Raw genomic sequence first — 23,167 nt, forward strand, 5'->3', positions numbered from 1 at the left:
TTGGTCAATATTGGCTTTCCATACTTTCGACAAGTTTGTGAACATTTAATGAAACAATTTTCTAGCTTTGGAACCATTTGGAAGTCAATATAGGAATTATCTGTTTCAATTGCTCTTCCAACACTGTTTTCCTAACCCCTTTATCCATTGATTCCAAAGGAATGGAAGGTAACCAGATGACATCAACTTGTTCGCTATCGCTTGTCCAAGCGTGATCGTTTGTAATAAAGATGACGTGCTTAAAACCTGCATTTTGCAATTCTTCCTTTAGTAAGATTACAGGTAATCCAGCTTTTGTCTGTTTAGTATAAGAAAATGGAGGGACAAGCATTAATCTGCCTTTGAACTGCTGTTCAACAAATGCTGTCAGGGACATCAAGAAATCTGCTGCTGAGCTGCTTTGCTTTATTCTCTCATCTTCGAATTCCAAAGAAAGCAGCGGTACGAGTGCCGTATCAATAAAATCCTTTTGTGATTGAAATTGTTTTACATCATTTACATTAAAAAACATGATTTCTCCTCCATATATCAATATTTACTATTGCCAAAAACAAAAAAAAATAACAGTTTAATTTTAATCAAATATTACTTAGTAATTTATAGAGTTATAAGAAAGTCAAAACGACGCCACTTTAGATTTATCTAATTCAAGGCTGAATTAGAAGAATCCAGCAACAGCCGCCCCTTCAATTGCCTCGTTTATGCGTTCTAGCAAGTCAGTTATTCCACAAACTTCTTGCATGAGTTTCCACATTGCATGGCAAGCGCTTTCATGACATTCACTACTAGACAGGAAATGAAAAAAATTCGTGCAGACAAAGTCAATCAACAACTTTGTCTACACTCTGTGTGCCCCTATCATAATTGAAGAGATATTTTCTTTCACCCTGTATCTTTTCGAATTTATATAATTCTCTAATTCTATCTTTCAACGATACGATTACATATTTTTAGTAGTTTGCTTCAATGCCTGGAGTAAGTTGGATAGCGAATAGAATCTTTCTTTATCTCCTTTATCCAAAGCATCGTCTATTTCTTTTAACAACTTTTCTTCTTGAAATGCCAACAAACTATTATTCAGCATTTCTTCAGCTATGAGCCGGTCCTTTTCGCTAATATGCAAATACTTGGGCATAAATGGGTTTTCCTCTAATACAGCTAAATACTGTTGACTCGGAGGTATATTAGGAAAGTTTAATTGGATATACATGCTTTCATTAGGGTGTAATCTTAAATCATGAAAAGATTTTTCGGCATCACTTGTCATAATGTTTCCTTTATAAAACCGAAATGGTACGCCAGTCGAATCAACAGAGGACATTACTATTGCTCGCGGACAATAATGCGCTTCTTCTACAAAGTGAATATTTTCAAGTAGGCTATCATTGCTCAATAAATAGTTCAGTATCCAAACACATTCTCTTCTTTTTAATTGATAATTTTTTAGAAACCAACGAACAAAAGTTTTTTTATCAATAATTGGAATGGAAGAAGTCACTTTGCTATCCCTCCTTTTATTCAAGAGTGTAGAGAAGATCTAACCATTGTTGCTCTGTTGGTTCCAAAGCAATTAATTGATTAACGATACTTCGTGCTTCCTCTCTTTTTCCTTCTTCAATCAAGAAATAACAATATTTTTCTAAAAACGATGGTTCGTCTTTAAAATCATTATATGCTATCTTGTAAATTTCGCATGCACGTTCATAGTCCTCATTCTTGGCATAAGCATCCGCAACAAAGGGATATAAAGCGCTCCAGTCGAAATCATTATTTTTTAAATTTTCATATAATTCTATAATTTCTTCAAAGCGCTCTTGGTTTGCATAGATTGACATAAGGACTAGAATGGCTTCCATATATTCCGGGTCAAGGGCAATGGCCTGTTGCAAGTAATTAGTCGCCTCATTCGGCAAATTGTTTTTTAAAGCCATTTTACCGGCAAATAAATAGAATGACTTTTCGTACTCGTCACGCTGCAAGCCTTCTTCAATGGTTTTTAGCGCTCTTTTATTATCTTCCAGCATGGCATAGCTCTCTGCCAATAATAAGTAAGCACTAAAATAGTCAGGATCCAATTCTTTTAAATCCTCCAGCTGTTTCGTAGCCAATTCGTATTTTTCAGTTTGGAAAGCGGCGTAGGCAGAACCAAATAATAAATCAGGCGTTACTGATTCCTCTAACGCTTCCATATAGTAATCCAGGGCAGTTTCATATCCACCGCCTGCACGATATACTTCCGCCAATCTTGAAGCCAATAACACCCCAGCAATTTCTTTTGCTTTGGCATGCAATTCTTCATAAATACGAGCTGCTTCCGTAAAACGGCCGGTTTCAAACAATAATTCAGCTTTTGCAAATTGCAATAATGGTTCATTCGGCAATAATTCCAGAGCTTCGGTAATACGCAGTTCAGCTACTTCATATAATCCTTGCATTTGATAATAATCTGCTAATAAAAGTAAGCTTTGTGCATACTCTGGCGCCTCTGAATCAATCCCCATCAGTAACTGTAGAGCCTCATCTTCGTCACCTAATTCGATTAATACTGATGCACGATCAATGGCCACTTGAGCCTCATCCGGAAATAAAAATTGCAAATGTTCATAAATTCGATCTGCTTCAGTTAAAAAGCCGTATTGCATCAGTAAATCGGCTATCTCATATAATACATCCGGCTGCTCATTTAATAATATCGTTTCTAACAAATTATTAATTTGTTGTAATTCTCCACTTTGAATGGCTTGTATCATTTCGTTCGCTGTATTTGTCAACTTTTACTCACCTTTTTTATGTTTAGTCAATACTATGCTACTTCACTTATTTAATTGAAACAAGAAAAAGGACCTGCCCCGCATGAAATCGCAGGAGGTCCTACTATTTTATTTTGCCCTTCTACTGTTGGTATCTTAAAAATTATTTGTTCAAAAGTGTTTCTACATGTTCAAAGAACGTTGGATATGAAACAGCTATACATTCCGTATCATCTATTTCAATAAGTGAAGTTGAAATTAAGGCAGCGATTGCAGACATCATTCCGATACGATGATCTCCGTATGACTTTAACCTCGCTCCATGGAGTTTTGTAGGTCCATGAATAATCATCCCATCTTCGGTCGCTTCAATATCGGCTCCCAGCTTTTGAAGTTCTGTAACAACAGCAGTGATCCGGTCTGTTTCTTTAACCTTTAATTCCTCCGCATCACGGATGATCGTAGTCCCCTCTGCTTGAGTCGCTAAAAGAGCGATGATAGGGATTTCATCGATTAACCGTGGGATGATCTCCCCTTCGATTATTGTTGCTTTTAGGTTGGAAGTGCGAATTGTCAGTGTTGCAGTTGGTTCGGCAGCAGTTTCGTCTGCTAATGCTACCGACAGATCTGCTCCCATTTTTTCTAGTACTTCAAGAATCCCGGCCCTGGTTGGATTGACACCAACATTTTCCATAACAATCTCACTACCGGGAACAATTGCTCCTGCTACCAAGAAAAAAGCGGCTGAAGAGATATCACCGGGAACGTTGACATGGGTAGCTTGAAGCTGTTGTCCCCCTTCGAAAGCTACAACACCATCAGCAACCTCGATTGTTGCACCAAATTGTTTAAGCATTCTTTCTGTGTGATCGCGTGAGACCTCTTTTTCCCGGACAATTGTTGTTCCTTCTGCCCTTAGTCCTGCAAGCAATATGGCTGATTTCACTTGGGCACTCGCCACAGGCATCGTATAGTCAATTGCTTTTAACTTTGACCCTTGAACTGCTAAAGGGGTAAATTGGCCATTCTCTCTTCCCGCAATTTTTGCTCCCATTAATCGAAGTGGATCTGCCACTCTACGCATTGGACGTCTTCCGATAGATGCATCACCTGTCATTATGGTATGCAGGGTTGTGCCCGATAAGATTCCCAACATAAGTCTTGTCGTAGTACCTGAATTACCCGTATACAATACTTCTTTTGGTTCTTCCCAATTGTCCATACCAGGGCTCAGAATTGTTACATTTGTCCCTTCAACCTGGATATCAACACCAAGCTTACGAAAACAGTCAATCGTACTTAGACAATCCTCCCCCAGAAGAAATCCGCTAATCGTTGTTTTTCCTTGCGCAATCGATCCGAACATGACTGAACGATGAGATATCGATTTGTCGCCCGGAACAGTAATCGTCCCATTTAGACTAGCGTTGTTATAATCTAAACTAGTTGTAGAAGACATGTAAATACCCCTTTCTTTCAAAATAAACATTACTTAATTATGATATATACATTTCATACTTGGTTCTGCTATTAATACATTTTTGTGCTTTATCACGGTCTTCCGCATTTTGAAAGCTAATAACCAAAATACCAAATACATCTTCCCGCGCCTCTACTACACGAATATTCGTAATGCTTATCTGTTCCTCTGCTAAATAGCCTGTTAACTCGGAAATTACACCAGGATAATCAGGAATATCAACATACAGATCATACGTAGTATAGAATGCTCCCGTATTGATCGGTAACCGATCACGCACATCTTTTGCACTCGCAAAATATTCCTCAATCGTCTCTTCATTGCGACTTAGAAGAATGGATTTGACCCGCTCCATTTCATCCTGCCACGAGTTTAACTGACTCAGCAACTCATCTCGATTTTGGAGTACAATATCCTTCCACATGAGGGGATTGGAAGAAGCGATTCTCGTTACATCCCGAAAACCACCTGCAGCAAGCATACTTGTCATTGGATAATTTTGCTGTTCACTAACTAGCTGATGAACTAATGAAGCTGCAACAATATGGGGAAAATGGCTTACAACAGCTGTCATATGATCGTGTTCATGTGCATCGAGCCGCACGATCTTGGCTAGTGTAAATTTCAGTAAATCTTCAAGCTCTTTGACCTGTTGTTCATTTTCGTTTTCTAAAGGGGTTAATATGTAATAGGCGTTCTCGAAAAGATACGTTTTTGCGGCTTGAACACCACTTTTATGAGAACCAGCCATTGGATGTCCACCAATAAAAGTAATGCCCTTTTTTCGCAATTGTGCACCCTTCTCCATAATTAATCCTTTAGTACTTCCCGTATCAGTTACGATTACATTTTGCTTAAGTGGCCATTCCTTCATTTTTTCCAGCCAATCAAGTGTTGCATTCACCGGTGTACCGAATATAATGACATCAGCCATACTTGCTGCTTGGATCACATCATCCACAACTTCATGAACAATATTTAAATCAAGTGCTTGCTGCCTCGTTTTTTCATATAAATCGAAGCCGAACACCTTCGTGTTCGGCGCTTTTTGACAGGAAAGTGCAATCGAGCCCCCTATCAACCCTAATCCTATGACAAAGACGTTCCGTGTCATGCAAAAACTCCCTGTTCTGTAAGTACTTCTTCAAGTAAAGATAAGAACTTGCCATTTTGTTCTTCAGTCCCAATCGTTACACGAATAAATCCAGGAATACCTAAAGCATTTCCGCTCCGAATAATAAATCCGCGCTTCATCATCTCTTTAAATACAACATCACTATCCGCTTTTACTTCAAATAAAATAAAGTTTGTTTCCGTTGGGTAGTAATTCAAATTATGTTTTTCACAAAACTCAATATATTGTTTTTTGCCGGCTTCATTTTTTTCCCTGCATTCGTTGATAAAAGTCTGATCATCCAAGGCTGTGATTGCAACCTTTTGACTCAGGATTGTGTTATTGAAAGGAGCACGCACCGCGTCCAATTTGGAGATGACTTCCTCCTGGGCAAATCCATAACCAACTCGGAACGATGCCAGTCCGTATGCTTTTGAAAAAGTTCGCAGAACAATTATATTAGGGTATTTGTCGATATAAGATCGTGTTTCTTTATGGTCTGGTGAGTTCACGTATTCATAATAGGCTTCATCCAGCACGACTAGCACTTCAGAAGGAACTTTTGATAAGAAATTTTGTAATTCATCATCACTGACAATCGTTCCTGTTGGGTTATTCGGATTGCATACCCATACAACAGATGTCTTTTCATCAATCGCATCCAACATCGCAACAAGGTCATGCTTTCCATTTTGCATTGGAATTTCCCTAACTTCCGCACCTTCAATTTCTGCATTATGGCGATATTGTGAAAAGGAGGGAGTAGCCATTACTGTATTAACCCCTGGATAAAGCAATGCACGTGTAATAATTGCAATTAAATCATCTGATCCATTACCAAAAATCACTTGCGTTTCTTGGACATTTAGATGATTGGCAACAGCTGTACGTAAATCCTGTGCATATCCATCGGGATAAATCGCATGATTTGAATGATCATGTTCCAAAAACGCTTTAACCTTGGGTGAAAACCCATAGGGATTTTCGTTGGAGGCAAGTTTGACTACTTCATCCAATCCAAATTCTTTTTTCACTTCTTCAATCGGTTTGCCCGGTTGGTATGCTTTCATATTATATACTTGCTGTTTCCATTTCATAGTTAATGTCTCCTTACTTGTTAGCTTCTTGTACTAAATCCGGTCGTAAACTTACCGCATTGTTCAGATAAATATGCCGTACGTCTTTTTGATGCAGCTCTGTATTCACATGAAGCAAAACTCGAATACACAGTGGAAGCGCATTTGGAACACTCATTTCATGTGTACACATTGTCGGAACAAATTCCCAGCCTTCGATGGAACGAACTGCTTTTGCCGGAAATCCAGAAGTGATATCTGCAGTTGTCGAGATAAGGACCGAGATGATATCTTCCGGTTTTATAGCATTTGCACGTACAATTTCTTTAACCAAACTTTCCGTTTCATTATAAATAAGCTCAGGCTTATCCTCAGGTACTGTCGTTGCGCCTCTTACTCCTCTAATCATTTAAAAACCTCCATAAGTAAAGCACGATACTCTGAATCTACTTCTCTACATTCCGGTAGTGCAATTGATTGCATAAAAGGATGACCGATAGTATCCAATAATACAAATTTCAGATCGCCATATTCGACTTTTTTATCCTTTACTAAAAACGATTCCAGCGTTTCAAAAGAGTAAGTCGAAACTGCTTCAAATGGGTATCCATTATTGTATGCAAATTGCAAAAAAGACTTCGTGAATTCACGTGATACTTTGCCATAGCGCTCACTTAAAAGCAGCGCATAACCCATTCCTATGACAACGGCTTCTCCATGGGCTAATCCACCATATCCTGCTGCGGCTTCAATGGCATGGCCATATGTATGACCAAAATTCAAATATTTCCGCACCGATTGCTCTGTTTCATCTTCAGCTACAATCTTGGCTTTCACTTCGATACCAGCTTTTAAATAAGATGCAAGTTTGCTGCTTGGAATGTTCGTAATCGAATCAATCCCCAATAATTCTTGCAGCCATTCCTCATTGTCTATCATTGCGTGCTTAATGACTTCCGCCATACCAGACCGAATTTCACGTTCACTTAAAGAACTCAGAAATTCCAAATCATAAACCACGGCCTCGGGTTGATAAAATGCACCGATCAGATTCTTGCCTTGTGGGTGGTTGATCGCTGTTTTGCCCCCAACCGCCGAATCATGCGCCAAGATTGTCGTAGGGATTTGTACAAAGGGAATTCCCCGCATATATGTAGCTGCAACAAAACCCGCCAAATCACCAACCGCTCCACCGCCAAAGGCCATTAAAAGAGATTTGCGCGTGCACTTGTGTTCAATTAAAAATGAATGGGCTTCTTTATAATTTTCAAAGCTCTTGCATTCTTCCCCAGGAGGCATCACAAATACCTCGAAGGGATAGGGGAAATTTGCGGAAAAATAGTTCCCCCCCGCTTCCCAAACGTTTTTATCTGTCAATACGATGGTTTTATCTATCTTTGGCAATTGTTCATATAGAGTTTCGATTGCACCCGTTAAAATGTTGTTCCCAATCACAACTTCATATTGGTGTGATGCTGTGTTCACCGGAATTTTCATTTTTAAAACTCCCTTGAGTATTTTCTCATTTCTTCAATTTGTGCTTTCAGCTGCGGCAATTGATCACTATGGAATTGATCTACAAGCACACTTGCTACTTCCCAAGCTATCACATTTTCTGCAACGATGGATGCCGCCGGTACTGCACAGCTATCCGAACGTTCAACACTAGCTTTAAAAGGTTCCTTTGTTTCAATATCAACACTTTGCAGTGGTTTATATAAAGTTGGAATTGGCTTCATTACCCCGCGGACGACAATTGGCATACCAGTTGACATGCCACCCTCTAAACCACCTAAACGATTTGTTGCGCGAGTGTAGCCATTTTCTTCATCCCACAATATTTCATCGTGAACTTCCGAGCCTTTGCGACGAGCCATTTCAAAGCCGATTCCAAATTCAACCCCTTTGAAAGCATTGATGGATAACATGGCTTGTGCAAGCCTTCCGTCTAATTTCCGGTCGTAATGTACATAGGAACCAATTCCAGCTGGAAGCCCTTCAACGATGACTTCCACAACGCCACCAATGGAATCCCCTGCTTTTTTCGTATCATCAATCATTTGCACCATTTGGCCCGAAGCAGCTGGATCAACGCAATAACACGGATCCTGCTCGACTATTTCACGAATTTCGCTTGCAGATTTTCCTTCCACTTTGGTTGTATCAGCTTTAATGCCGGCAATTTCCGTTACATGTGCAACGATGGATATCCCCAATTCTTTTAATAGCGCCTTCGCTACAGAGCCCACAGCTACACGGACTGTGGTTTCACGGGCACTGGAACGCTCCAAAACGTTACGCAGATCTCTATGGCCGTATTTCATGCCGCCTACTAGATCCGCATGTCCGGGACGCGGACGAGAGATTTGACGTTTGATTTCGTTTGGATCTACGTCTTCGGGAAGCGGATCGGCTCCCATAATTTTCGTCCAATGCTTCCAATCATCATTATTTACTACTAACGCTACTGGAGAACCCAGTGTTTTCCCGTGACGAACACCACCTACAATTTCAACGGTATCTGTTTCAATTTGCATTCGTCTTCCACGGCCATGTCCACCCTGACGTCGCTTCAAATCATAATTAATAGTATCTGCAGATATTGGTAATAGGGATGGCAGACCCTCGATAATTGTTGTTAACTGAGGTCCGTGAGACTCTCCTGCTGTAAGGTATCGCATAAAACACTTTCTCCCTTCAACTCGCTAAAGTATGTATTTTTAAATATAACATAATACCTTCCAAAAAACAGTGCTAATTTTTGAATATGCACAAAATAGTACCGAATATTCAGATATTCCATTATAAATCAATTTCGTTATAATTCCCTTATCCTTTTCATACTTCCCTTAAAAAAGGTCATTTTTATAGTAAAATACGCTTTTCGTACAATTCCGAAAAGCGAAGTTAAAAAAGGATTATGATGAAATAAAAGTTTTGGCTCTTCCTCTTATTTCTTTCGATAAAAAAATGTATCTTCAATTTCAAAGCCGTACTGAGCAGGATTAAAGATTTGTTCAGTGGAGCCGACAAACAAAATCCCACCGGGGCGCAACGCCCTGCTAAATTTATGATAGATTTGGTCCTTTGCTTCTTCTGTAAAGTAGATCATAACATTTCGGCAAACGATTAAATCATAATTTGACTCATATTGATCATTTAGAAGGTTATGCTTCTTGTAATTGACCGTTCTTTTAATCTCATCTTTTACTTTATAGAAAGAACCTTCCTGTACAAAATATTTCGTTTTTATATCGTAGGGAACCTCTGCAAGGGAACGTTCTGGGTATAAGCCAAGCTTTGCTTTCTGGATAACATTTTCATCAAGATCGGTAGCTATTACCTGGACTTGGGAAAGCGGTAGATGGTGGGATAATACCATGGAGATTGTATAGGGCTCTTCTCCCGTAGAACAAGCAGCACTCCAAATTTTCAAACGTTTATTGGACTGAAGCAGTAATGGGAATATTTTATTTTGCAAAATCTCCCAGCGTTTTCCGTTTCGGTAAAACTCCGAAACATTAATCGTCATCCTGTCCAGAAATTCATTCATTAAGTCACGATCTCTTTCAAGTGCCTGTAGAAATTCGACAAAACTGCGATATCCCTTTTTTTCATAAAGTGAGGTTAAACGTCTTTTCATCTGAGCTTCTTTATAGAGAGCTAAATTTATACCTGTTTTCTTATTTATACCAGCAATAAATTGTTCATAGTCTGACATCTGTATCTTTCCCCTCGTAGTATCCTATTTTCATTATATCGGAAATGTAGAAAATCGGGAATATATATCATTTCGACTAATTAAAATAGCGAAAGAGGGTGAAAAAGGGGCATTTTTTAGTATCTATCCTCTAGCTTTAATGGTACTGGCTGATCCAGGGTTAATTGTTGCCTCGTTTGTTCAATCTCTAGTCGAAGCTTTTCGGTTTCTATGATATATCCTTCTTTTCTCACTTTTTCCAGTTCGATTTCTTGCTTTAATACTTCTAGTTTCAATTTTGATTGCTTGCTTAAGTGACTTGTCATTATTGCGGTAATTGGTATAGCTGCACTAATCAATACAATGCCTAATACCAGAATTACGTAATCTTCCAATTCTCTCACCTCCAAAATCGATTATATACCAAACTTCACTAAATTGTTTCCAAAAAGTTCCGTTTATGCCTAAAAAAATAACTATTGCAGATGCAATAGTTACTTTTTATTTCATATAATCGCAGGTGCGAATTAAGCTAGTTCTCCACCGAACCATAAGCTGATTTCACGTTCTGCTGATTCAGCAGAATCTGAACCGTGGATAACGTTTTCAGAAATTGTTACAGCATAGTCACCGCGGATTGTACCTGGTTGAGAATCAGAAGGTTTTGTAGCACCCATCATGATACGAGCTAAAGAAATTACGCTTTCGCCTTCCCATACCATAGCGAATACTGGACCAGAAGTAATGAAATCAACTAATTCACCGAAGAATGGTTTGTCCGCATGCTCTGCGTAGTGAGCTTCAGCAACTTCACGAGAAGCTACCATAAGTTTAGCGCCTTTTAATTCGAAACCGCGACGTTCAAAACGGTCTACGATATCTCCAATTACTTGACGTTTTACTCCGTCTGGTTTAATCATTAAAAAAGTTTTTTCGATTGCCATAATTATAAAACACTCCTTAAGTTTGTCTAAAGGCGTTACACCTACCGATAAATATTACCAAAAGATGCGAAACACATCAACTTTTACTAATAAAATCTTGCTAATTTAACTTAAAATTTACGTTTTCCAATAAATAAAGCAACATCTCTTAGTTTTTTCTTCATGGGATGGTTCGGCAAAGCGTCAACTTCCTTCAACGCTTTCCTTAAATATTGATTGCTCAAATTGATTGCCTGCTTGATTGCATCCGAATTGCGTACAACCTTTAACATTTCCAATCGATCCGCTTCCGACACATCACTTTTGGATGCTTTCTCGACAAAGCGCTGGATTGTGGGATGATCCTTTAATAATAGAATAGGCAAAGTGATATTGCCCTGAAGCAAATCGCTTCCTGCAGGTTTTCCCAGCTCTTTATCAGTTGCGGTGAAATCCAGAATATCATCCACAATTTGATAGCTCATCCCTACAAAATAACCAAATCGCTTTAAATGCCTTACATTTTTATCATCAAGTCCACCAACGACAGCCCCTAGTTCACAGCTTGATTCGATAAGCAGTGCTGTTTTTCGCTTTATTCGGCGGAAATAATCTTTCAGGTTTTGTTCTCCTCGAAACTTGTCTTCAATTTGAATGACTTCACCGTTACAAATTTCAACCATTGTTTTTGCTAAAATTTGATGAACTTTTACGTTTTCAATAGATGTCACATACTCCAAAGCCCTTGCAAATATAAAATCACCCGTATACATGGCAACTCGATTGTTCCATTGGGCTTTTACTGTATGTCTGCCTCTTCTCAAATCTGAATCATCAATAACATCATCATGTACAAGTGATGCCATATGAATTAACTCCAACGGTACGGCAATATTTTTGATTTGATCAATATTATACTGCCCAAATTTTGCACTTATTAAAACAAAAACAGGGCGAATTCGTTTACCGCCAGCCTGCAACAAATGGAGAGAGGCATCATTTATCAAGTGTGAAGACGAGTTTAACGCAGTTTCTAATTCCTTTTCGATGATGTCTATATCCGATTTCAAATCCGAATAGAGTAATGTTAACTTCATCTTTTCCACGCGCGAAACCTTCTCCCCCTAGTTTTCTTTTTTAAAGCCCATATGCATAGCTGAAGCCCCACCGCTATACGCCTTATATGTTACTTTTTCAAAGTCTGCTTCCTCGAACATTTTCGCCAGTTTTTTCATCCCCGGGAAATCGTTTGCAGATTCCTGTAACCAAGAATATTCTTTGAAGCTTTTCGCAAACAATCTACCGAATAATGGCATGATGTATTTGAAATAGAACCTAAATAATTGTCTATACCCGGGGATTTCAGTTTGTGATGTTTCAAGACAAACGGCCATCCCACCCGGCTTTAACACTCTATTCATTTCTTTTAATACTTGCATATAATCCGGAACATTTCGCAGACCAAATCCAATCGTTACATAATCGAAGGTATGATCCTCAAATGGAAGCTCCATTGCATTGCCATGAATCAATTCAACTTGTGGGTAAGGTTTAACCTTGTTCTCTCCAACTTTCAGCATATTCTTGCTGAAATCCAATCCTTTGACAATACCTGTTTCCCCAGTTGCCTTTGCAAGCGCCACTGTCCAGTCGGCTGTACCACAACAAACATCCAGGCATTTTGAACCTGGTTTAACAGCCATTCGTTTCATCGTATCTTCACGCCACTTAACATGTAATTGAAAGCTGATAACCGAATTCATTTTGTCATAGTTATCGGATATGCTCTCAAAAACCTCATGTACGTGCTGCTCTTTCGATTTAGCCATTTTTTCATTACCTTTCTCGCGTTAATTTCTCGTTTAACGCAACTTGATGCTGTATGTATAACTTTAAATCGTCTTTTAAAAACTCCGACGTCTCAAGATATTCGTTAAGCAAATTTTTCAGCGAATCAATTTCTTTTTGAATGATTGACTCAATTGAACCTTCTCCCCCAGCAACACTTTCCTGCATTTTAACAAATAGATTGGAAGCAGTACCACATTGATGTTGATGGAGTTCCTTTTGCAATTGAAGCAATAGTAGGCCCGTATGCATGAAAGGACTATACTGTTCAAATTGATATACCTGATAAAAACGTTTGATTAACTCTGTTTGAATGACAGAAATAACTTGGTACCACTCATTGACTGTGTATTGCGATGATTCATATAACTTGATTTGCTGTTCACACCTGCTCACAATTCCTTCGGAGAGCTGACGAATTAAAGGGATATTGCCGGAATGTGCCAATATTTCATAATAGCGCCCACTATAATAATCACCGGAAAGAACTGTCAGCTGCTGTTCTTTGCTAGTAGCATTGCTTTCACTTATTTTATCGTGTTCACTAAGTGAAGCGTGTACAATGCCTACCGTAATTGCACTTTTTTGGATTTGTTCATCCCACTTTTCTCCATTTATAAATGGCAATAACAAATAAAACAACTGATTTTCATCGAGCATTGGTGATCCTGTATATTGAATCAAAGTTCTATGACGAACATGCATGAAAATATTTGTTTTTAATTGTTCTATTGATTGCTGAATGTATGTTGCATCCATAGAAATTACTCCATTCTACTTAAAGTGCAATGTGTGGCTCCCATTGCATTGTTTCGTTTGGTTCACCAATATAAATAAACTTTATTCTATACAATTACTATTTGTCATTTTGTGTAAATAACCATTACTTTTTAGAGCCACTCTCAACGACACCGTGTGATGAATGAATCTTGGCTTTTCCACGAATTTTCATTGCAGAAGTATGTTCTGTAAATTGAGCAATCATTACTTCTCCAGTATCCAACTTTTCGGAATGATGAAATTTGGTATCCGTACCACGTGTTAAACCGATTACATGTACGCCATCTTCTAGAGCTTCAATTATAATATAATCTGGTTGAGTCATTTTATTCTGTCTCCTCAAAATCAAATTCATCTAGGCATATAGAGACTGTCGGTAAAATTTAACAACAGTTGGAATATATGCAAAAAGTATATTATCCGGGCGAGGAGGCCTGCAAGATGCAGGTCAGCCAGCCATTGCCCGCATTGACGGGGGAATCTTAGGCTAAACTTCCTCTTTTGTTCCCGCTAAAAGTCGTCTTTTGCCCCGTAGGATATTCCGCTTTTATGGGAAATTAGTGAAAACCTTTTCTTGTACATCATATCATAATAAAACTATAGTTTTAAGACATTTGAATAAATGAAATGACTTCTCTTCTTAAAACGTCGTCTTCTGCATAAACTCCCCGAGCAACAGAAGTTACTGTTTTGGAGCCAGGTTTTTTTAGTCCGCGCATTGTCATACACATATGCTCCGCTTCGATAACGACATACACGCCATAAGGTTCCAGCATCTCCATGATCGTATCTGCCACCGTTGAGGTGATTCTTTCCTGTAATTGAGGTCTGCGGGCTACAGATTCGACACATCTGCCAAGCTTGCTTAATCCTGCAACTCGCCCCCCCTGCGGTAAATAAGCTATGTGAGCTTTTCCGTAAAACGGGACTAGGTGATGTTCACACATAGAATAAAAAGGTATATCTTTCACTAGTACTAGCTCTTCATGATTTTCATGGAAAACTGTGCTAAAAAACTCTCTTGGATCTTCATCTATCCCACTAAACATTTCTGCATACATCTTGGAAACTCGTTGCGGCGTATCCAGTAGTCCCTCACGATCTACATCTTCTCCAACTGCTTCTAAAATCATTTTTACGGCTTCTTCTATTTTTTCTAGATTTACTTTCGACATCTTTCTTCCTCCTAGTACTGATGGACAGTCGCTACTCAAAAAGAATCGTAGCACATCCTTACCCTTTTCGCAAAATAGGATTTATTTCGACCTTTAATCTGTTTAATATGTATTTTGAAAGCTTGATTTTTTCTATTCATCGTTTTACGGCAAGTAAAAAGAGCAGTCATCATGCTTGTCCATGACGACTGCTCTATGTAACTGCTAGACGCTAATATTATTTTACAGCATCTTTAAGAGCTTTACCTGGTTTAAAAGCAGGTACCTTGCTAGCAGCGATTTCGATTTCTTTACCTGTTTGTGGGTTACGCCCTTTACGAGCGGCACGTTCACGTACTTCGAAGTTACCAAAACCAATTAATTGTACTTTGTCACCCTTTGCAAGAGCATCTTGAATTGTATCAAATACAGCTTCAACTGCTTTAGAAGCGTCTTTTTTTGAAAGACCTGCAGCTTCAGCAACAGAGTTTACTAATTCTGTTTTATTCACACCATTCACCTCCTCTCAAAGGGTCATGAACCTAAATCATGTAAAAAGATTAACATATAGAAAATCCCTATGCAACTGTATTTATCCATGTTTTTCAACAATAAATGGCTTTTTTTCATCTAAAACACAAATAACAGGACTTTTCACCCTGCTAAATGAAAAGTCCCGTTCCTAATTTATACCATTTTTATTGAATTTATACATTAAACTTACATAATAGCGATATTGCTAATTAGCCCATTTTCATCTTAAGTGCCCTTGAAAAACGGCTCAAACAAATAGGTCAGAAGGCATCTTTTTGGCTTTTGATTTTATACACTTTATTCCATATCCATGTTCCTATGAGATGCAACGAAGGATATAAATGCATAATTATTCAAGCATATTCACGCCTAAGCCGATTATCCTAAATGATAAATGTGACTAATCCTCGTTCGCCTTCGTTAACCATTCTTTCGATTGTTTGGCGCATTCTCTTCTTAGCACTTGGAGGAACAGCATTCATCTTATAACGAATTCCCTCTTGCAGCACTTCATGGAGTGTCGTGCCAAATAGCTGCGTTTGCCATAACTGGTCGCGATCATGTTTATAAGAGTACTGTAAATCTTTAAGTAGTTGATTTGCGTAGAATTCCGTACCGATCAAAGGTGCAAATTCCGTTTCCATATCCACTCGGATTATATGGTAGGAAGGTGCACTCGCTTTCATGCGAACGCCATAGAAATTATTTTGTTTAATGATTTCGGGTTCGCTTGGCTGGAATTCTTCCAATGTCGGTAAAGAGATGCCATAGCCATTATCACTTGCTTCATCAATGGCTTCACGGAATCTTCTTTGCGCTTGCTTCGCTTCAGCCGCTTCTTTGATGAAAAGCAGCCAGTCTTTCTTTGTATCAATCGGAGCATCCAGCCATTCATTGCAAACAGCTTTATAGATTTCTGGTTTTAGCGTTATGCGTACTGTTGCTACACCCAACCCGGCATCTACCCGTTCGATTTCACTTTCTTCCACAAAGTCAATTTCACGCAACTCTTTAGCGGCCTGGGATACATCCCGAATCTTCGTCACCGAATTCAAAACATTCCCTACTGCATCAGAAAGCGTTACATTCAACGGATGTGTATAATCCAGTACATCCAGCCAATCTGGCTTTTCAACCTCTATATCTTCAATCGGGAACTCATATAATGCCTCTTGAAGAATATATTCCATATCCTTCGTATTCATTTGGTCGATTGCAACCGGGATAACTGGAACCTCGTATTTTTCCAGTAATTCATGACGAAGTGCCATTGTGTTATTGTGTGTTGGCATTTGACAGTTCAACACAATAACAAACGGTTTCCCAATTTCTTTTAGTTGTTGTACAATCTGTTCTTCGGCAACTTCTGCTGCATGACGGTTAATCCCATTAACCGATCCATCTGTTGTAACGACAACGCCAATATTTGCATGGTCGCGAATTACCTTATCCGTACCAATTTTCGCCGCTTCTTCAAAAGGAATTGCTTCTGAATGCCATGGTGTATGAACGTATTTAGGACCGTCCTCATCCTCGTAGCCTCTTACACCGTCGATTACATACCCAACACAATCCGCAAAACGAATACGGAACGGAATTTCGCTTTCACCAATCGTAATCTCTGTTCCCTGTGCAGGAACAAATTTTGGTTCAGCAGTCATAATAACAGGACCTGGTGAACTTTGAGGCAGCTCGTCCAGTGCTCTTTTGCGATCTTCTTCGTTTACGATATTCGGGAGCACAACCGACTCCATCATTTTCTTCACAAAAGTGGACTTACCAACTCTAACAGGCCCTACAACACCGATATATACGTCCCCATTCGTTCTTTCTGCTATTTGATGAAAGATTTCTTCGCCTATTGTAGCTCCTCCTTTACGTAATTTAGTCTATGTACGACATTCTTCAAATATGAAAACGCCTTGTACGAAAATTTTTGGATAGTGAATGTATGATCGAATTGTTGGCCTAATTGAAGAGATATATCGTACAAACTGACCCGCCTACTTATACATATGAAAAAAATGTTTAAAAAATATGTAAAAAAACATATTTTTTAAACACTTTTATTTTTTCTTCCATTATAGTAGCTTTACTATTTAGCTGTTGATTCTTCCTGCCCTGTTTTGTCGGTAGTCGGATCATACATAAAAATCGGTTCGTTATTTTCATCAACCGTATATGGCAATGAATATGCCGGTACGACTGGATAAGCATCCACGAGCAGCATTCGAATATCCTCGCCAGGGGTTGGCTTTAAATTATTCTCTTTTATGAAGATATTCAAGTCTACTGAGTAATCGATATAGATCTCCCCTTCAGTCGTAACAATCAATGGAAGTAAGTTATTCGTGTACGGACTTTGAACAGTTAAGTCTTCCTTATAGCCAATTTTTTCAAAATCAATCGAGTACACATAATCTGCAATCTGCTCTTTAAAAGTCGGGTAGTAGGTACTCATAAATCGAATGTTCAATTCACGAATTTTCTCTGCAGATCGTAAATCGACTAACTTTACAGTCGGCTTCACTTCAGGATTCCAAATAATATACTGAAATAACCCACCCTTCTCAAATGAGTTAGCCGGTGGATTGGCTATATATTTAGGGACCAGTTTTTCAAAATCAATAGGATATTTTATAAAGATATCTGTATCCATGTCACGTGTTTTTATAGGAAGAACACCAGTATCTGCTTGAAATTCCTCCACTGCCTTTTGAACAGAGGCTAATTGAAGGTCATCCGGCACCTGACTTTCTGCTTTCTCCTCTTCCGGGAAAAGGCAGCCTGATAACAACACTGTAGTAAGAGCTAGTACGAAAAACAGGCTCCATTTTCTCTTCATTTCTACTCACCTCGGGTAAATTGTTTCACTAACAGCTACCATTTTGAAGCTACACTATGTATGTAATTTAGTTTGGCCATGTCAGAACCACTAGCACCATCAGGATGGAACCGATTGCAAAAATAACAAAAGCAACTAATCGCAAAACTAGAGATAAGCACCCATTGTTAACCCATTTTCTTGTAAGCCCCACAATCAGTACAGATAATAACATGGCACCAATTGAATAAAAAGAAACCCACATGACATCCAGTGCATGCATACTCGCAAGTGGTCCCCTCGCCGTTTGCAGCGTTAGAAAATTCATGGAAGATAACAAATTTTGCAAGTTGTAAACCTCCTTTCACAAGAAGAGGAGGTAAACGAACTACCTCCACATAACTTTTATTCCCAATGAAAACATGCCGTCAATCTTTTAATAAAGGTCAATCTCACGCTTTTTCATTCGAATCATCAATTCATCCACCGCTACTTTTGGTTCTTTTTCATTGAATAATATCTCAAAAAGTGCTGTAGTTATTGGCATTGGCACATCATATCTATTCGATAATTGATAGGCTGCTTTTGTAGTGCGTACACCTTCAACTACCATTCCGATCTCTTCCAGGACCTCAGCGAGCTTCAAGCCCTTGCCAAGCATGTTCCCTGCTTTCCAGTTGCGGGAGTGAACGCTTGTACATGTTGCGATCAGGTCTCCCATGCCCGTCAAACCAGCAAAGGTGAAAGGATTTCCACCCATTTTCACACCTAGGCGGGTGATTTCGGCCAATCCCCTTGTGATGAGAGCAGCCTTTGCATTATCTCCATAATTTAAGCCATCAGAAATACCAGCTGCTAAGGCAATAACATTTTTCAATGCTCCACCAAGTTCTACTCCCACTACATCATCGTTGGTGTAGACGCGGAAATAGTTATTCATAAATAAATCTTGAACCTTTTCGGCAGCATCAAGATTACTGCATGCCGCTGTAATTGTTGTTGGATGATGCAGTACTACCTCTTCTGCATGACTTGGACCGGATAGCACAACAATTTCCTCAACTGCTTCCGGTGAAAGACTTTCCGTCAGAATCTCGGAAATACGCATAAGCGAATCAGGCTCAATTCCCTTAGATACATGAACAAACAATTTTTTATTTCGCATGAACGGCTGCATTGTGCTGCAGACTTCGCGAATCGCCTTTGTTGGAACTGCCACAACAACAATGTCGGAATGAAGAATCGCTTCTTCTAAGTTGCTTGTCGCAACCAGTGTTTCTGGCAATTGAATATTTGGTAAATATTTCCCATTTTTGTGAAGTGTATTGATTTCATCTGCTTGTTCATCTCTATGAGTCCAAACAAGCGTATTGTGACCATTCTCGGCTAGTACTTGCGCCAAGGCCGATCCCCAAGAGCCTGCCCCTAAAACCGTAACATTTTCCATTTTTCTATCCCCCTCAAAATCCGATTATTCGCGTGCACGGGCGATTAAACGAATTGGTGTCCCCTCAAAGTCAAAGGTTTCACGAATTCGATTTTCAAGGAATCGTTCATAAGAGAAATGCATTAATTCCGGTTCGTTTACAAAAGTAACGAATGTAGGTGGTTTTACAGCTACTTGAGTCGTGTAGTAAATTCGTAATCGTTTTCCTTTATCCGATGGTGCAGGATTACGTGCAATTGCATCTTCAATTACTTCATTTAAAATAGATGACTGAATGCGCATCGCATGATTTTCGCTTACACGTTGTACAATACTTAAAATTTGATGAACACGCTGTTTTGTTTTCGCAGAGACGAAAATAATCGGTGCATAGTGTAGGTACAAGAAATGCTCACGAATTTGCTGTGTATAGAGATTCATGGTTTTTTCATCTTTCTCCACTGCATCCCATTTATTTACCACAATTACTACGGCTTTCCCTGCTTCATGGGCATAACCCGCAATTTTCTTATCCTGCTCCTGAATGCCCTCTTCACCATTCAAGACAACTAAAACAACGTCGGAACGTTCAATTGCTCTTAATGCACGTAATACAGAATACTTTTCAGTCGATTCATAGACCTTCCCTTTTTTACGCATACCGGCAGTGTCAATGATAACATACTCCTGCCCATCATAAGAATATGGCGTATCGATTGCATCACGCGTTGTTCCTGCTATATCACTAACAATAACACGTTCTTGTCCCAAAAACGCATTAACTAATGACGATTTCCCAACATTTGGGCGACCGATCAAGCTAAATTTAATCGTTTCTTCCGAATATTGCGCTTCATCTTCTTTAGGGAAATGTTTAGCACATTCGTCCAGAAGATCTCCCAGGCCTAGACCATGTGAACCGGAAATCGGGAAAGGTTCCCCAAAGCCTAGAGAATAGAAATCGTAAATCATTTCTCGCATGTCCGGATTATCGATTTTGTTAACTGCTAAAACAACCGGTTTTTTTGTTTTATATAAAATCTTTGCTACTTGTTCATCGGCTAATGTAACGCCTTCACGTCCATTCGTCATAAAGATAATAACATCGGCTTCCCGGATAGCAATCTCCGCTTGTCCGCGAATTTGTTCTAAGAAAGGTTCATCTCCTATTTCGATTCCACCTGTATCAATGATATTAAATTCATGTGTTAACCAATCTGCCGAACTATAAATGCGGTCACGTGTTACTCCTGGAATATCTTCCACGATTGAGACGCGTTCACCAACAATACGGTTAAATATTGTGGATTTTCCAACGTTCGGACGACCTACGATGGCGATTACTGGTTTTGTCATCTGTACTTCATCCTTCCAATTTCTTGTCTTTAGTATTATACACGAAAATATAAATTATATCATTTTTTCAATTCTAAGCAATTGTTTCTTGGAAAACTTAGCCACCATCTTTAGCATAACAACATTTATATAGTTATAACCATATAAAAAGACGCACCTGCACCAAGGTACGTCTTTCTACATGATTTATTTATTTGTAAAGCCTTTTAATTTGTCTCCGATTACATCACTTAGCGAGAAACCTGTAGTTTCTTCAGGTAGTTCGTAATCAAATTCCTCTTCTTTTTCTGGGTTGTTTTGAAGCTCTTTGATGCTAAGAGAAAGTCGCTTTTCTTCCGAGTTTACATCTAGAACTTTCACTTGTACCTCGTCGCCTTCTTTTAAAGCTTCATGAGGTGTGTTTATATGCTTATGCGAAATTTGCGAGATATGAACTAACCCTTCTACACCTGGGAATAGCTCAACAAATGCACCGAAGGATACCAAACGTCTTACTGTACCGGTAAGTACTGATCCCTTTGTCACCTCTTGTTCTACTTTAGACCATGGCCCAGGTAATGTATCTTTAATCGATAATGAAATGCGCTCGTTTTCCGGGTCGACAGATAGCACTTTGACCTTTACAGCTTGCCCCTCTGACAATACTGTACTTACGTCATCAATATGATCATGGGATACTTGGGAAATGTGAACCAATCCATCCACACCGCCGATATCTACAAATGCTCCAAAAGGTGCCAAGCGCTGAACTTTGCCTTCTATCACATCACCGGCACTGATTTCGTCCAGTACACGTTTCTTTTTAGAAGCTTTTTGTTCTTCAAGGACGGCACGGTGAGATAGGATTAGACGTCCCTTTTCTTTATCTAGTTCAGTAATTTTAAAAGTTAATGTTTTGCCTTTATAATCTTCGAAATCTTCTACGAAATGGTCTTCCACTAGAGATGCAGGAACGAAGCCTCGTACACCCAGATCAACAACCAGGCCACCTTTCACGACATCCTTTACCTCTGCTTCAAACACTTCACCTGATGCAAATTGCTCTTCAAGCTTATCCCATGCTTTTAACGCGTCTACTTTGCGTTTGGATAATACAAAGTTTTCTTCTTCCACTTTCGTTATCATGAGCTCAAGCTCATCACCAATCGAAACTACGTCAGAAGCTTTTTCAATGTGTAAGCTTGAAAGTTCGCTGATTGGTAAAATCCCATCGAAAGGAGCACCTTCAATTGAGATTGTTACTGCTTTTTCATCTACCTGAGCAGCAACACCTTTCACAATATCTCCTTCTTGAAACTCGTGGTTTGATCCTAAGTTCATTTCTTCAGACATATGTAACCCTCCTTCACATCTTCCAATTTCTATTTTATTCTAAATAGTTCATAAAAACAAAAAATTCCCCTCTAATATTGGAAATTTCATTAACTTTTTTCTGATGCTTCAATTTGATTAAATCATTTTAATCCATTTGCCGCTTTGCTAGATTTAGAATTTCTTGTGCGGCTTGTTCTATTGAAAGCTCAGTTGTATCCAGATAAATCGCATCTTCGGCCTGGATTAGGGGCGATGCTTCCCTTTCACTATCAAGCTGGTCCCGTAAGGCAATTTCTTTTTTTAAATTTTCAATCGTCGAAGGTATACCTCTTCTTTCATTATCCAGAAATCGGCGTTTTGCCCTTTCTTCCACGGAAGCGGACATGAAAATTTTAAGTTCCGCATCTTTTAATACATGTGTTGCGATATCTCTTCCATCCATCACGATTCCACCGCGTGCTGCAAGTTCTTGTTGTTTTGCTACCAGGATTTCACGGATATTGGCATGTGCTGCAACTTCGCTTACGTTTGAAGTTACTTCATTTGAACGGATGGCTTCTGTAACATTTTCTCCGTCTACAAAGACAAGTTGTCCATTTTGTGAAGGTTCCAGAATAATGGAAGTATCATGCAACATTTTCTCAAGAGAGTCTGCATCACTTAAATCTATGTTTTGAGACATTGCTTTATTCGTAACCGCCCTATACATTGCGCCTGTATCGATATACGTAAAGCCTAAATTTTCTGCCACTATTTTTGCTATCGTACTTTTGCCGGCACCTGCTGGACCATCGATTGCAATCTGTATTTGTTTGACCATAAAATCCCTACTTTCCTTAACCATTGTACCACATCCAATAGTGTTTCTCTTGCGATAAGCTTACTATT

The 23,167-nt window shown here is 39.0% G+C and carries 25 protein-coding genes; all 25 read right to left on the reverse strand.

Annotated features, from left to right (window positions below; all coding sequences use genetic code 11):
* Nucleotides 1-61: 61 nt before the first annotated feature.
* The 25 genes from QYB95_RS09945 to cmk all read right to left on the reverse strand — a co-directional run bounded on the left by QYB95_RS09945 (nt 62) and on the right by cmk (nt 23,099).
* Nucleotides 62-511, reverse strand: coding sequence for a YpiF family protein (locus QYB95_RS09945; protein WP_301138187.1), 450 nt, complete (start codon nt 509-511; stop codon nt 62-64).
* A gap of 429 nt (nt 512-940) precedes the next feature.
* A complete protein-coding gene (locus tag QYB95_RS09950; protein ID WP_301138188.1) occupies nt 941-1,498 on the reverse strand; it encodes a ReoY family proteolytic degradation factor in 558 nt (185 codons plus the stop codon).
* A gap of 16 nt (nt 1,499-1,514) precedes the next feature.
* Nucleotides 1,515-2,750: a tetratricopeptide repeat protein gene (locus tag QYB95_RS09955; RefSeq protein WP_301138290.1), complete on the reverse strand. Its 1,236-nt coding sequence runs from the start codon at nt 2,748-2,750 to the stop codon at nt 1,515-1,517.
* 163 nt (nt 2,751-2,913) lie between these two features.
* Nucleotides 2,914-4,209: a 3-phosphoshikimate 1-carboxyvinyltransferase gene (gene aroA / locus QYB95_RS09960; protein WP_301138189.1), complete on the reverse strand. Its 1,296-nt coding sequence runs from the start codon at nt 4,207-4,209 to the stop codon at nt 2,914-2,916.
* Between the two features lie 37 nt (nt 4,210-4,246).
* Nucleotides 4,247-5,344, reverse strand: coding sequence for a prephenate dehydrogenase (locus QYB95_RS09965; RefSeq protein ID WP_301138190.1), 1,098 nt, complete (start codon nt 5,342-5,344; stop codon nt 4,247-4,249).
* Nucleotides 5,341-6,441, reverse strand: a complete 1,101-nt coding sequence (gene hisC / locus QYB95_RS09970; RefSeq protein ID WP_301138191.1) for a histidinol-phosphate transaminase — start codon at nt 6,439-6,441, stop codon at nt 5,341-5,343. The genes QYB95_RS09965 and hisC overlap by 4 nt, the downstream gene beginning before the upstream one ends.
* 13 nt (nt 6,442-6,454) lie before the next feature.
* Complete coding sequence (gene aroH, locus QYB95_RS09975) at nt 6,455-6,829, reverse strand: chorismate mutase (RefSeq protein ID WP_301138192.1); 375 nt, start codon at nt 6,827-6,829, stop codon at nt 6,455-6,457.
* Nucleotides 6,826-7,917, reverse strand: coding sequence for a 3-dehydroquinate synthase (gene aroB, locus QYB95_RS09980; protein WP_301138193.1), 1,092 nt, complete (start codon nt 7,915-7,917; stop codon nt 6,826-6,828). Before aroB ends, aroH begins: the two co-directional genes overlap by 4 nt.
* 2 nt (nt 7,918-7,919) lie before the next feature.
* Complete coding sequence (gene aroC, locus QYB95_RS09985; protein ID WP_301138194.1) at nt 7,920-9,101, reverse strand: chorismate synthase; 1,182 nt, start codon at nt 9,099-9,101, stop codon at nt 7,920-7,922.
* Nucleotides 9,102-9,370: 269 nt separating this feature from the next.
* Nucleotides 9,371-10,141, reverse strand: a complete 771-nt coding sequence (locus tag QYB95_RS09990; RefSeq protein WP_301138195.1) for a CheR family methyltransferase — start codon at nt 10,139-10,141, stop codon at nt 9,371-9,373.
* Between the two features lie 116 nt (nt 10,142-10,257).
* Nucleotides 10,258-10,515 carry a PH domain-containing protein gene (locus QYB95_RS09995; protein WP_301138196.1) on the reverse strand — a complete coding sequence of 86 codons (258 nt, stop codon included), beginning with the start codon at nt 10,513-10,515 and terminating at the stop codon, nt 10,258-10,260.
* Nucleotides 10,516-10,647: 132 nt separating this feature from the next.
* Complete coding sequence (gene ndk / locus QYB95_RS10000) at nt 10,648-11,064, reverse strand: nucleoside-diphosphate kinase (RefSeq protein WP_137728374.1); 417 nt, start codon at nt 11,062-11,064, stop codon at nt 10,648-10,650.
* A gap of 110 nt (nt 11,065-11,174) precedes the next feature.
* Nucleotides 11,175-12,149 (reverse strand): heptaprenyl diphosphate synthase component II, encoded by a 975-nt coding sequence (gene hepT / locus QYB95_RS10005; protein WP_301138197.1) that lies wholly within the window; start codon nt 12,147-12,149, stop codon nt 11,175-11,177.
* A gap of 18 nt (nt 12,150-12,167) precedes the next feature.
* Nucleotides 12,168-12,872, reverse strand: a complete 705-nt coding sequence (locus tag QYB95_RS10010; protein ID WP_301138198.1) for a demethylmenaquinone methyltransferase — start codon at nt 12,870-12,872, stop codon at nt 12,168-12,170.
* A gap of 7 nt (nt 12,873-12,879) precedes the next feature.
* Nucleotides 12,880-13,650 (reverse strand): heptaprenyl diphosphate synthase component 1, encoded by a 771-nt coding sequence (locus QYB95_RS10015; protein WP_301138199.1) that lies wholly within the window; start codon nt 13,648-13,650, stop codon nt 12,880-12,882.
* 124 nt (nt 13,651-13,774) lie between these two features.
* Nucleotides 13,775-13,996: a trp RNA-binding attenuation protein MtrB gene (gene mtrB / locus QYB95_RS10020; protein ID WP_301138200.1), complete on the reverse strand. Its 222-nt coding sequence runs from the start codon at nt 13,994-13,996 to the stop codon at nt 13,775-13,777.
* Nucleotides 13,997-14,276: 280 nt separating this feature from the next.
* Complete coding sequence (folE, locus tag QYB95_RS10025) at nt 14,277-14,846, reverse strand: GTP cyclohydrolase I FolE (RefSeq protein ID WP_301138201.1); 570 nt, start codon at nt 14,844-14,846, stop codon at nt 14,277-14,279.
* Between the two features lie 217 nt (nt 14,847-15,063).
* Entirely contained in the window at nt 15,064-15,336 is a 273-nt protein-coding gene (locus tag QYB95_RS10030; RefSeq protein WP_004232618.1) for an HU family DNA-binding protein, read from the reverse strand.
* A 406-nt stretch (nt 15,337-15,742) separates the two neighbouring features.
* Nucleotides 15,743-17,221, reverse strand: coding sequence for a stage IV sporulation protein A (gene spoIVA / locus QYB95_RS10035; RefSeq protein ID WP_301138291.1), 1,479 nt, complete (start codon nt 17,219-17,221; stop codon nt 15,743-15,745).
* A gap of 233 nt (nt 17,222-17,454) precedes the next feature.
* The gene (locus tag QYB95_RS10040; protein ID WP_301138202.1) at nt 17,455-18,204 is read right to left on the reverse strand and encodes a hypothetical protein; all 750 of its coding nucleotides are present in this window, start codon (nt 18,202-18,204) and stop codon (nt 17,455-17,457) included.
* Between the two features lie 67 nt (nt 18,205-18,271).
* Entirely contained in the window at nt 18,272-18,532 is a 261-nt protein-coding gene (locus QYB95_RS10045; RefSeq protein WP_301138203.1) for a DUF2768 domain-containing protein, read from the reverse strand.
* Nucleotides 18,533-18,619: 87 nt separating this feature from the next.
* On the reverse strand, nt 18,620-19,630 hold the full coding sequence (locus QYB95_RS10050; RefSeq protein ID WP_301138204.1) for an NAD(P)H-dependent glycerol-3-phosphate dehydrogenase: 1,011 nt from the start codon (nt 19,628-19,630) through the stop codon (nt 18,620-18,622).
* A 24-nt stretch (nt 19,631-19,654) separates the two neighbouring features.
* Nucleotides 19,655-20,965 (reverse strand): ribosome biogenesis GTPase Der, encoded by a 1,311-nt coding sequence (gene der, locus QYB95_RS10055; protein ID WP_301138205.1) that lies wholly within the window; start codon nt 20,963-20,965, stop codon nt 19,655-19,657.
* A gap of 186 nt (nt 20,966-21,151) precedes the next feature.
* The gene (gene rpsA, locus QYB95_RS10060; RefSeq protein WP_301138206.1) at nt 21,152-22,297 is read right to left on the reverse strand and encodes a 30S ribosomal protein S1; all 1,146 of its coding nucleotides are present in this window, start codon (nt 22,295-22,297) and stop codon (nt 21,152-21,154) included.
* A 127-nt stretch (nt 22,298-22,424) separates the two neighbouring features.
* Nucleotides 22,425-23,099 (reverse strand): (d)CMP kinase, encoded by a 675-nt coding sequence (cmk, locus tag QYB95_RS10065; protein ID WP_301138207.1) that lies wholly within the window; start codon nt 23,097-23,099, stop codon nt 22,425-22,427.
* Nucleotides 23,100-23,167 lie beyond the last annotated feature (68 nt).

The organism is Ureibacillus aquaedulcis, from assembly GCF_030418165.1.
Lineage (GTDB): Bacteria > Bacillota > Bacilli > Bacillales_A > Planococcaceae > Ureibacillus > Ureibacillus aquaedulcis.

Excerpts from the sequence above, each read along its gene's own strand:
- QYB95_RS09990 (WP_301138195.1), bottom strand. The coding sequence starts at position 10,141 with ATGTCAGACTATGAACAATTTATTGCTGGTATAAATAAGAAAACAGGT.
- QYB95_RS10015 (WP_301138199.1), bottom strand. The coding sequence starts at position 13,650 with ATGGATGCAACATACATTCAGCAATCAATAGAACAATTAAAAACAAAT.
- QYB95_RS09965 (WP_301138190.1), bottom strand. The coding sequence starts at position 5,344 with ATGACACGGAACGTCTTTGTCATAGGATTAGGGTTGATAGGGGGCTCG.
- QYB95_RS09955 (WP_301138290.1), bottom strand. The coding sequence starts at position 2,750 with ATGATACAAGCCATTCAAAGTGGAGAATTACAACAAATTAATAATTTG.
- rpsA (WP_301138206.1), bottom strand. The coding sequence starts at position 22,297 with ATGTCTGAAGAAATGAACTTAGGATCAAACCACGAGTTTCAAGAAGGA.
- QYB95_RS10050 (WP_301138204.1), bottom strand. The coding sequence starts at position 19,630 with ATGGAAAATGTTACGGTTTTAGGGGCAGGCTCTTGGGGATCGGCCTTG.
- aroA (WP_301138189.1), bottom strand. The coding sequence starts at position 4,209 with ATGTCTTCTACAACTAGTTTAGATTATAACAACGCTAGTCTAAATGGG.
- QYB95_RS09945 (WP_301138187.1), bottom strand. The coding sequence starts at position 511 with ATGTTTTTTAATGTAAATGATGTAAAACAATTTCAATCACAAAAGGAT.
- QYB95_RS10040 (WP_301138202.1), bottom strand. The coding sequence starts at position 18,204 with ATGAAGAGAAAATGGAGCCTGTTTTTCGTACTAGCTCTTACTACAGTG.
- aroH (WP_301138192.1), bottom strand. The coding sequence starts at position 6,829 with ATGATTAGAGGAGTAAGAGGCGCAACGACAGTACCTGAGGATAAGCCT.
- aroB (WP_301138193.1), bottom strand. The coding sequence starts at position 7,917 with ATGAAAATTCCGGTGAACACAGCATCACACCAATATGAAGTTGTGATT.
- der (WP_301138205.1), bottom strand. The coding sequence starts at position 20,965 with ATGACAAAACCAGTAATCGCCATCGTAGGTCGTCCGAACGTTGGAAAA.
- cmk (WP_301138207.1), bottom strand. The coding sequence starts at position 23,099 with ATGGTCAAACAAATACAGATTGCAATCGATGGTCCAGCAGGTGCCGGC.
- hisC (WP_301138191.1), bottom strand. The coding sequence starts at position 6,441 with ATGAAATGGAAACAGCAAGTATATAATATGAAAGCATACCAACCGGGC.
- folE (WP_301138201.1), bottom strand. The coding sequence starts at position 14,846 with ATGTCGAAAGTAAATCTAGAAAAAATAGAAGAAGCCGTAAAAATGATT.
- ndk (WP_137728374.1), bottom strand. The coding sequence starts at position 11,064 with ATGGCAATCGAAAAAACTTTTTTAATGATTAAACCAGACGGAGTAAAA.
- QYB95_RS10010 (WP_301138198.1), bottom strand. The coding sequence starts at position 12,872 with ATGGCTAAATCGAAAGAGCAGCACGTACATGAGGTTTTTGAGAGCATA.
- aroC (WP_301138194.1), bottom strand. The coding sequence starts at position 9,101 with ATGCGATACCTTACAGCAGGAGAGTCTCACGGACCTCAGTTAACAACA.
- mtrB (WP_301138200.1), bottom strand. The coding sequence starts at position 13,996 with ATGACTCAACCAGATTATATTATAATTGAAGCTCTAGAAGATGGCGTA.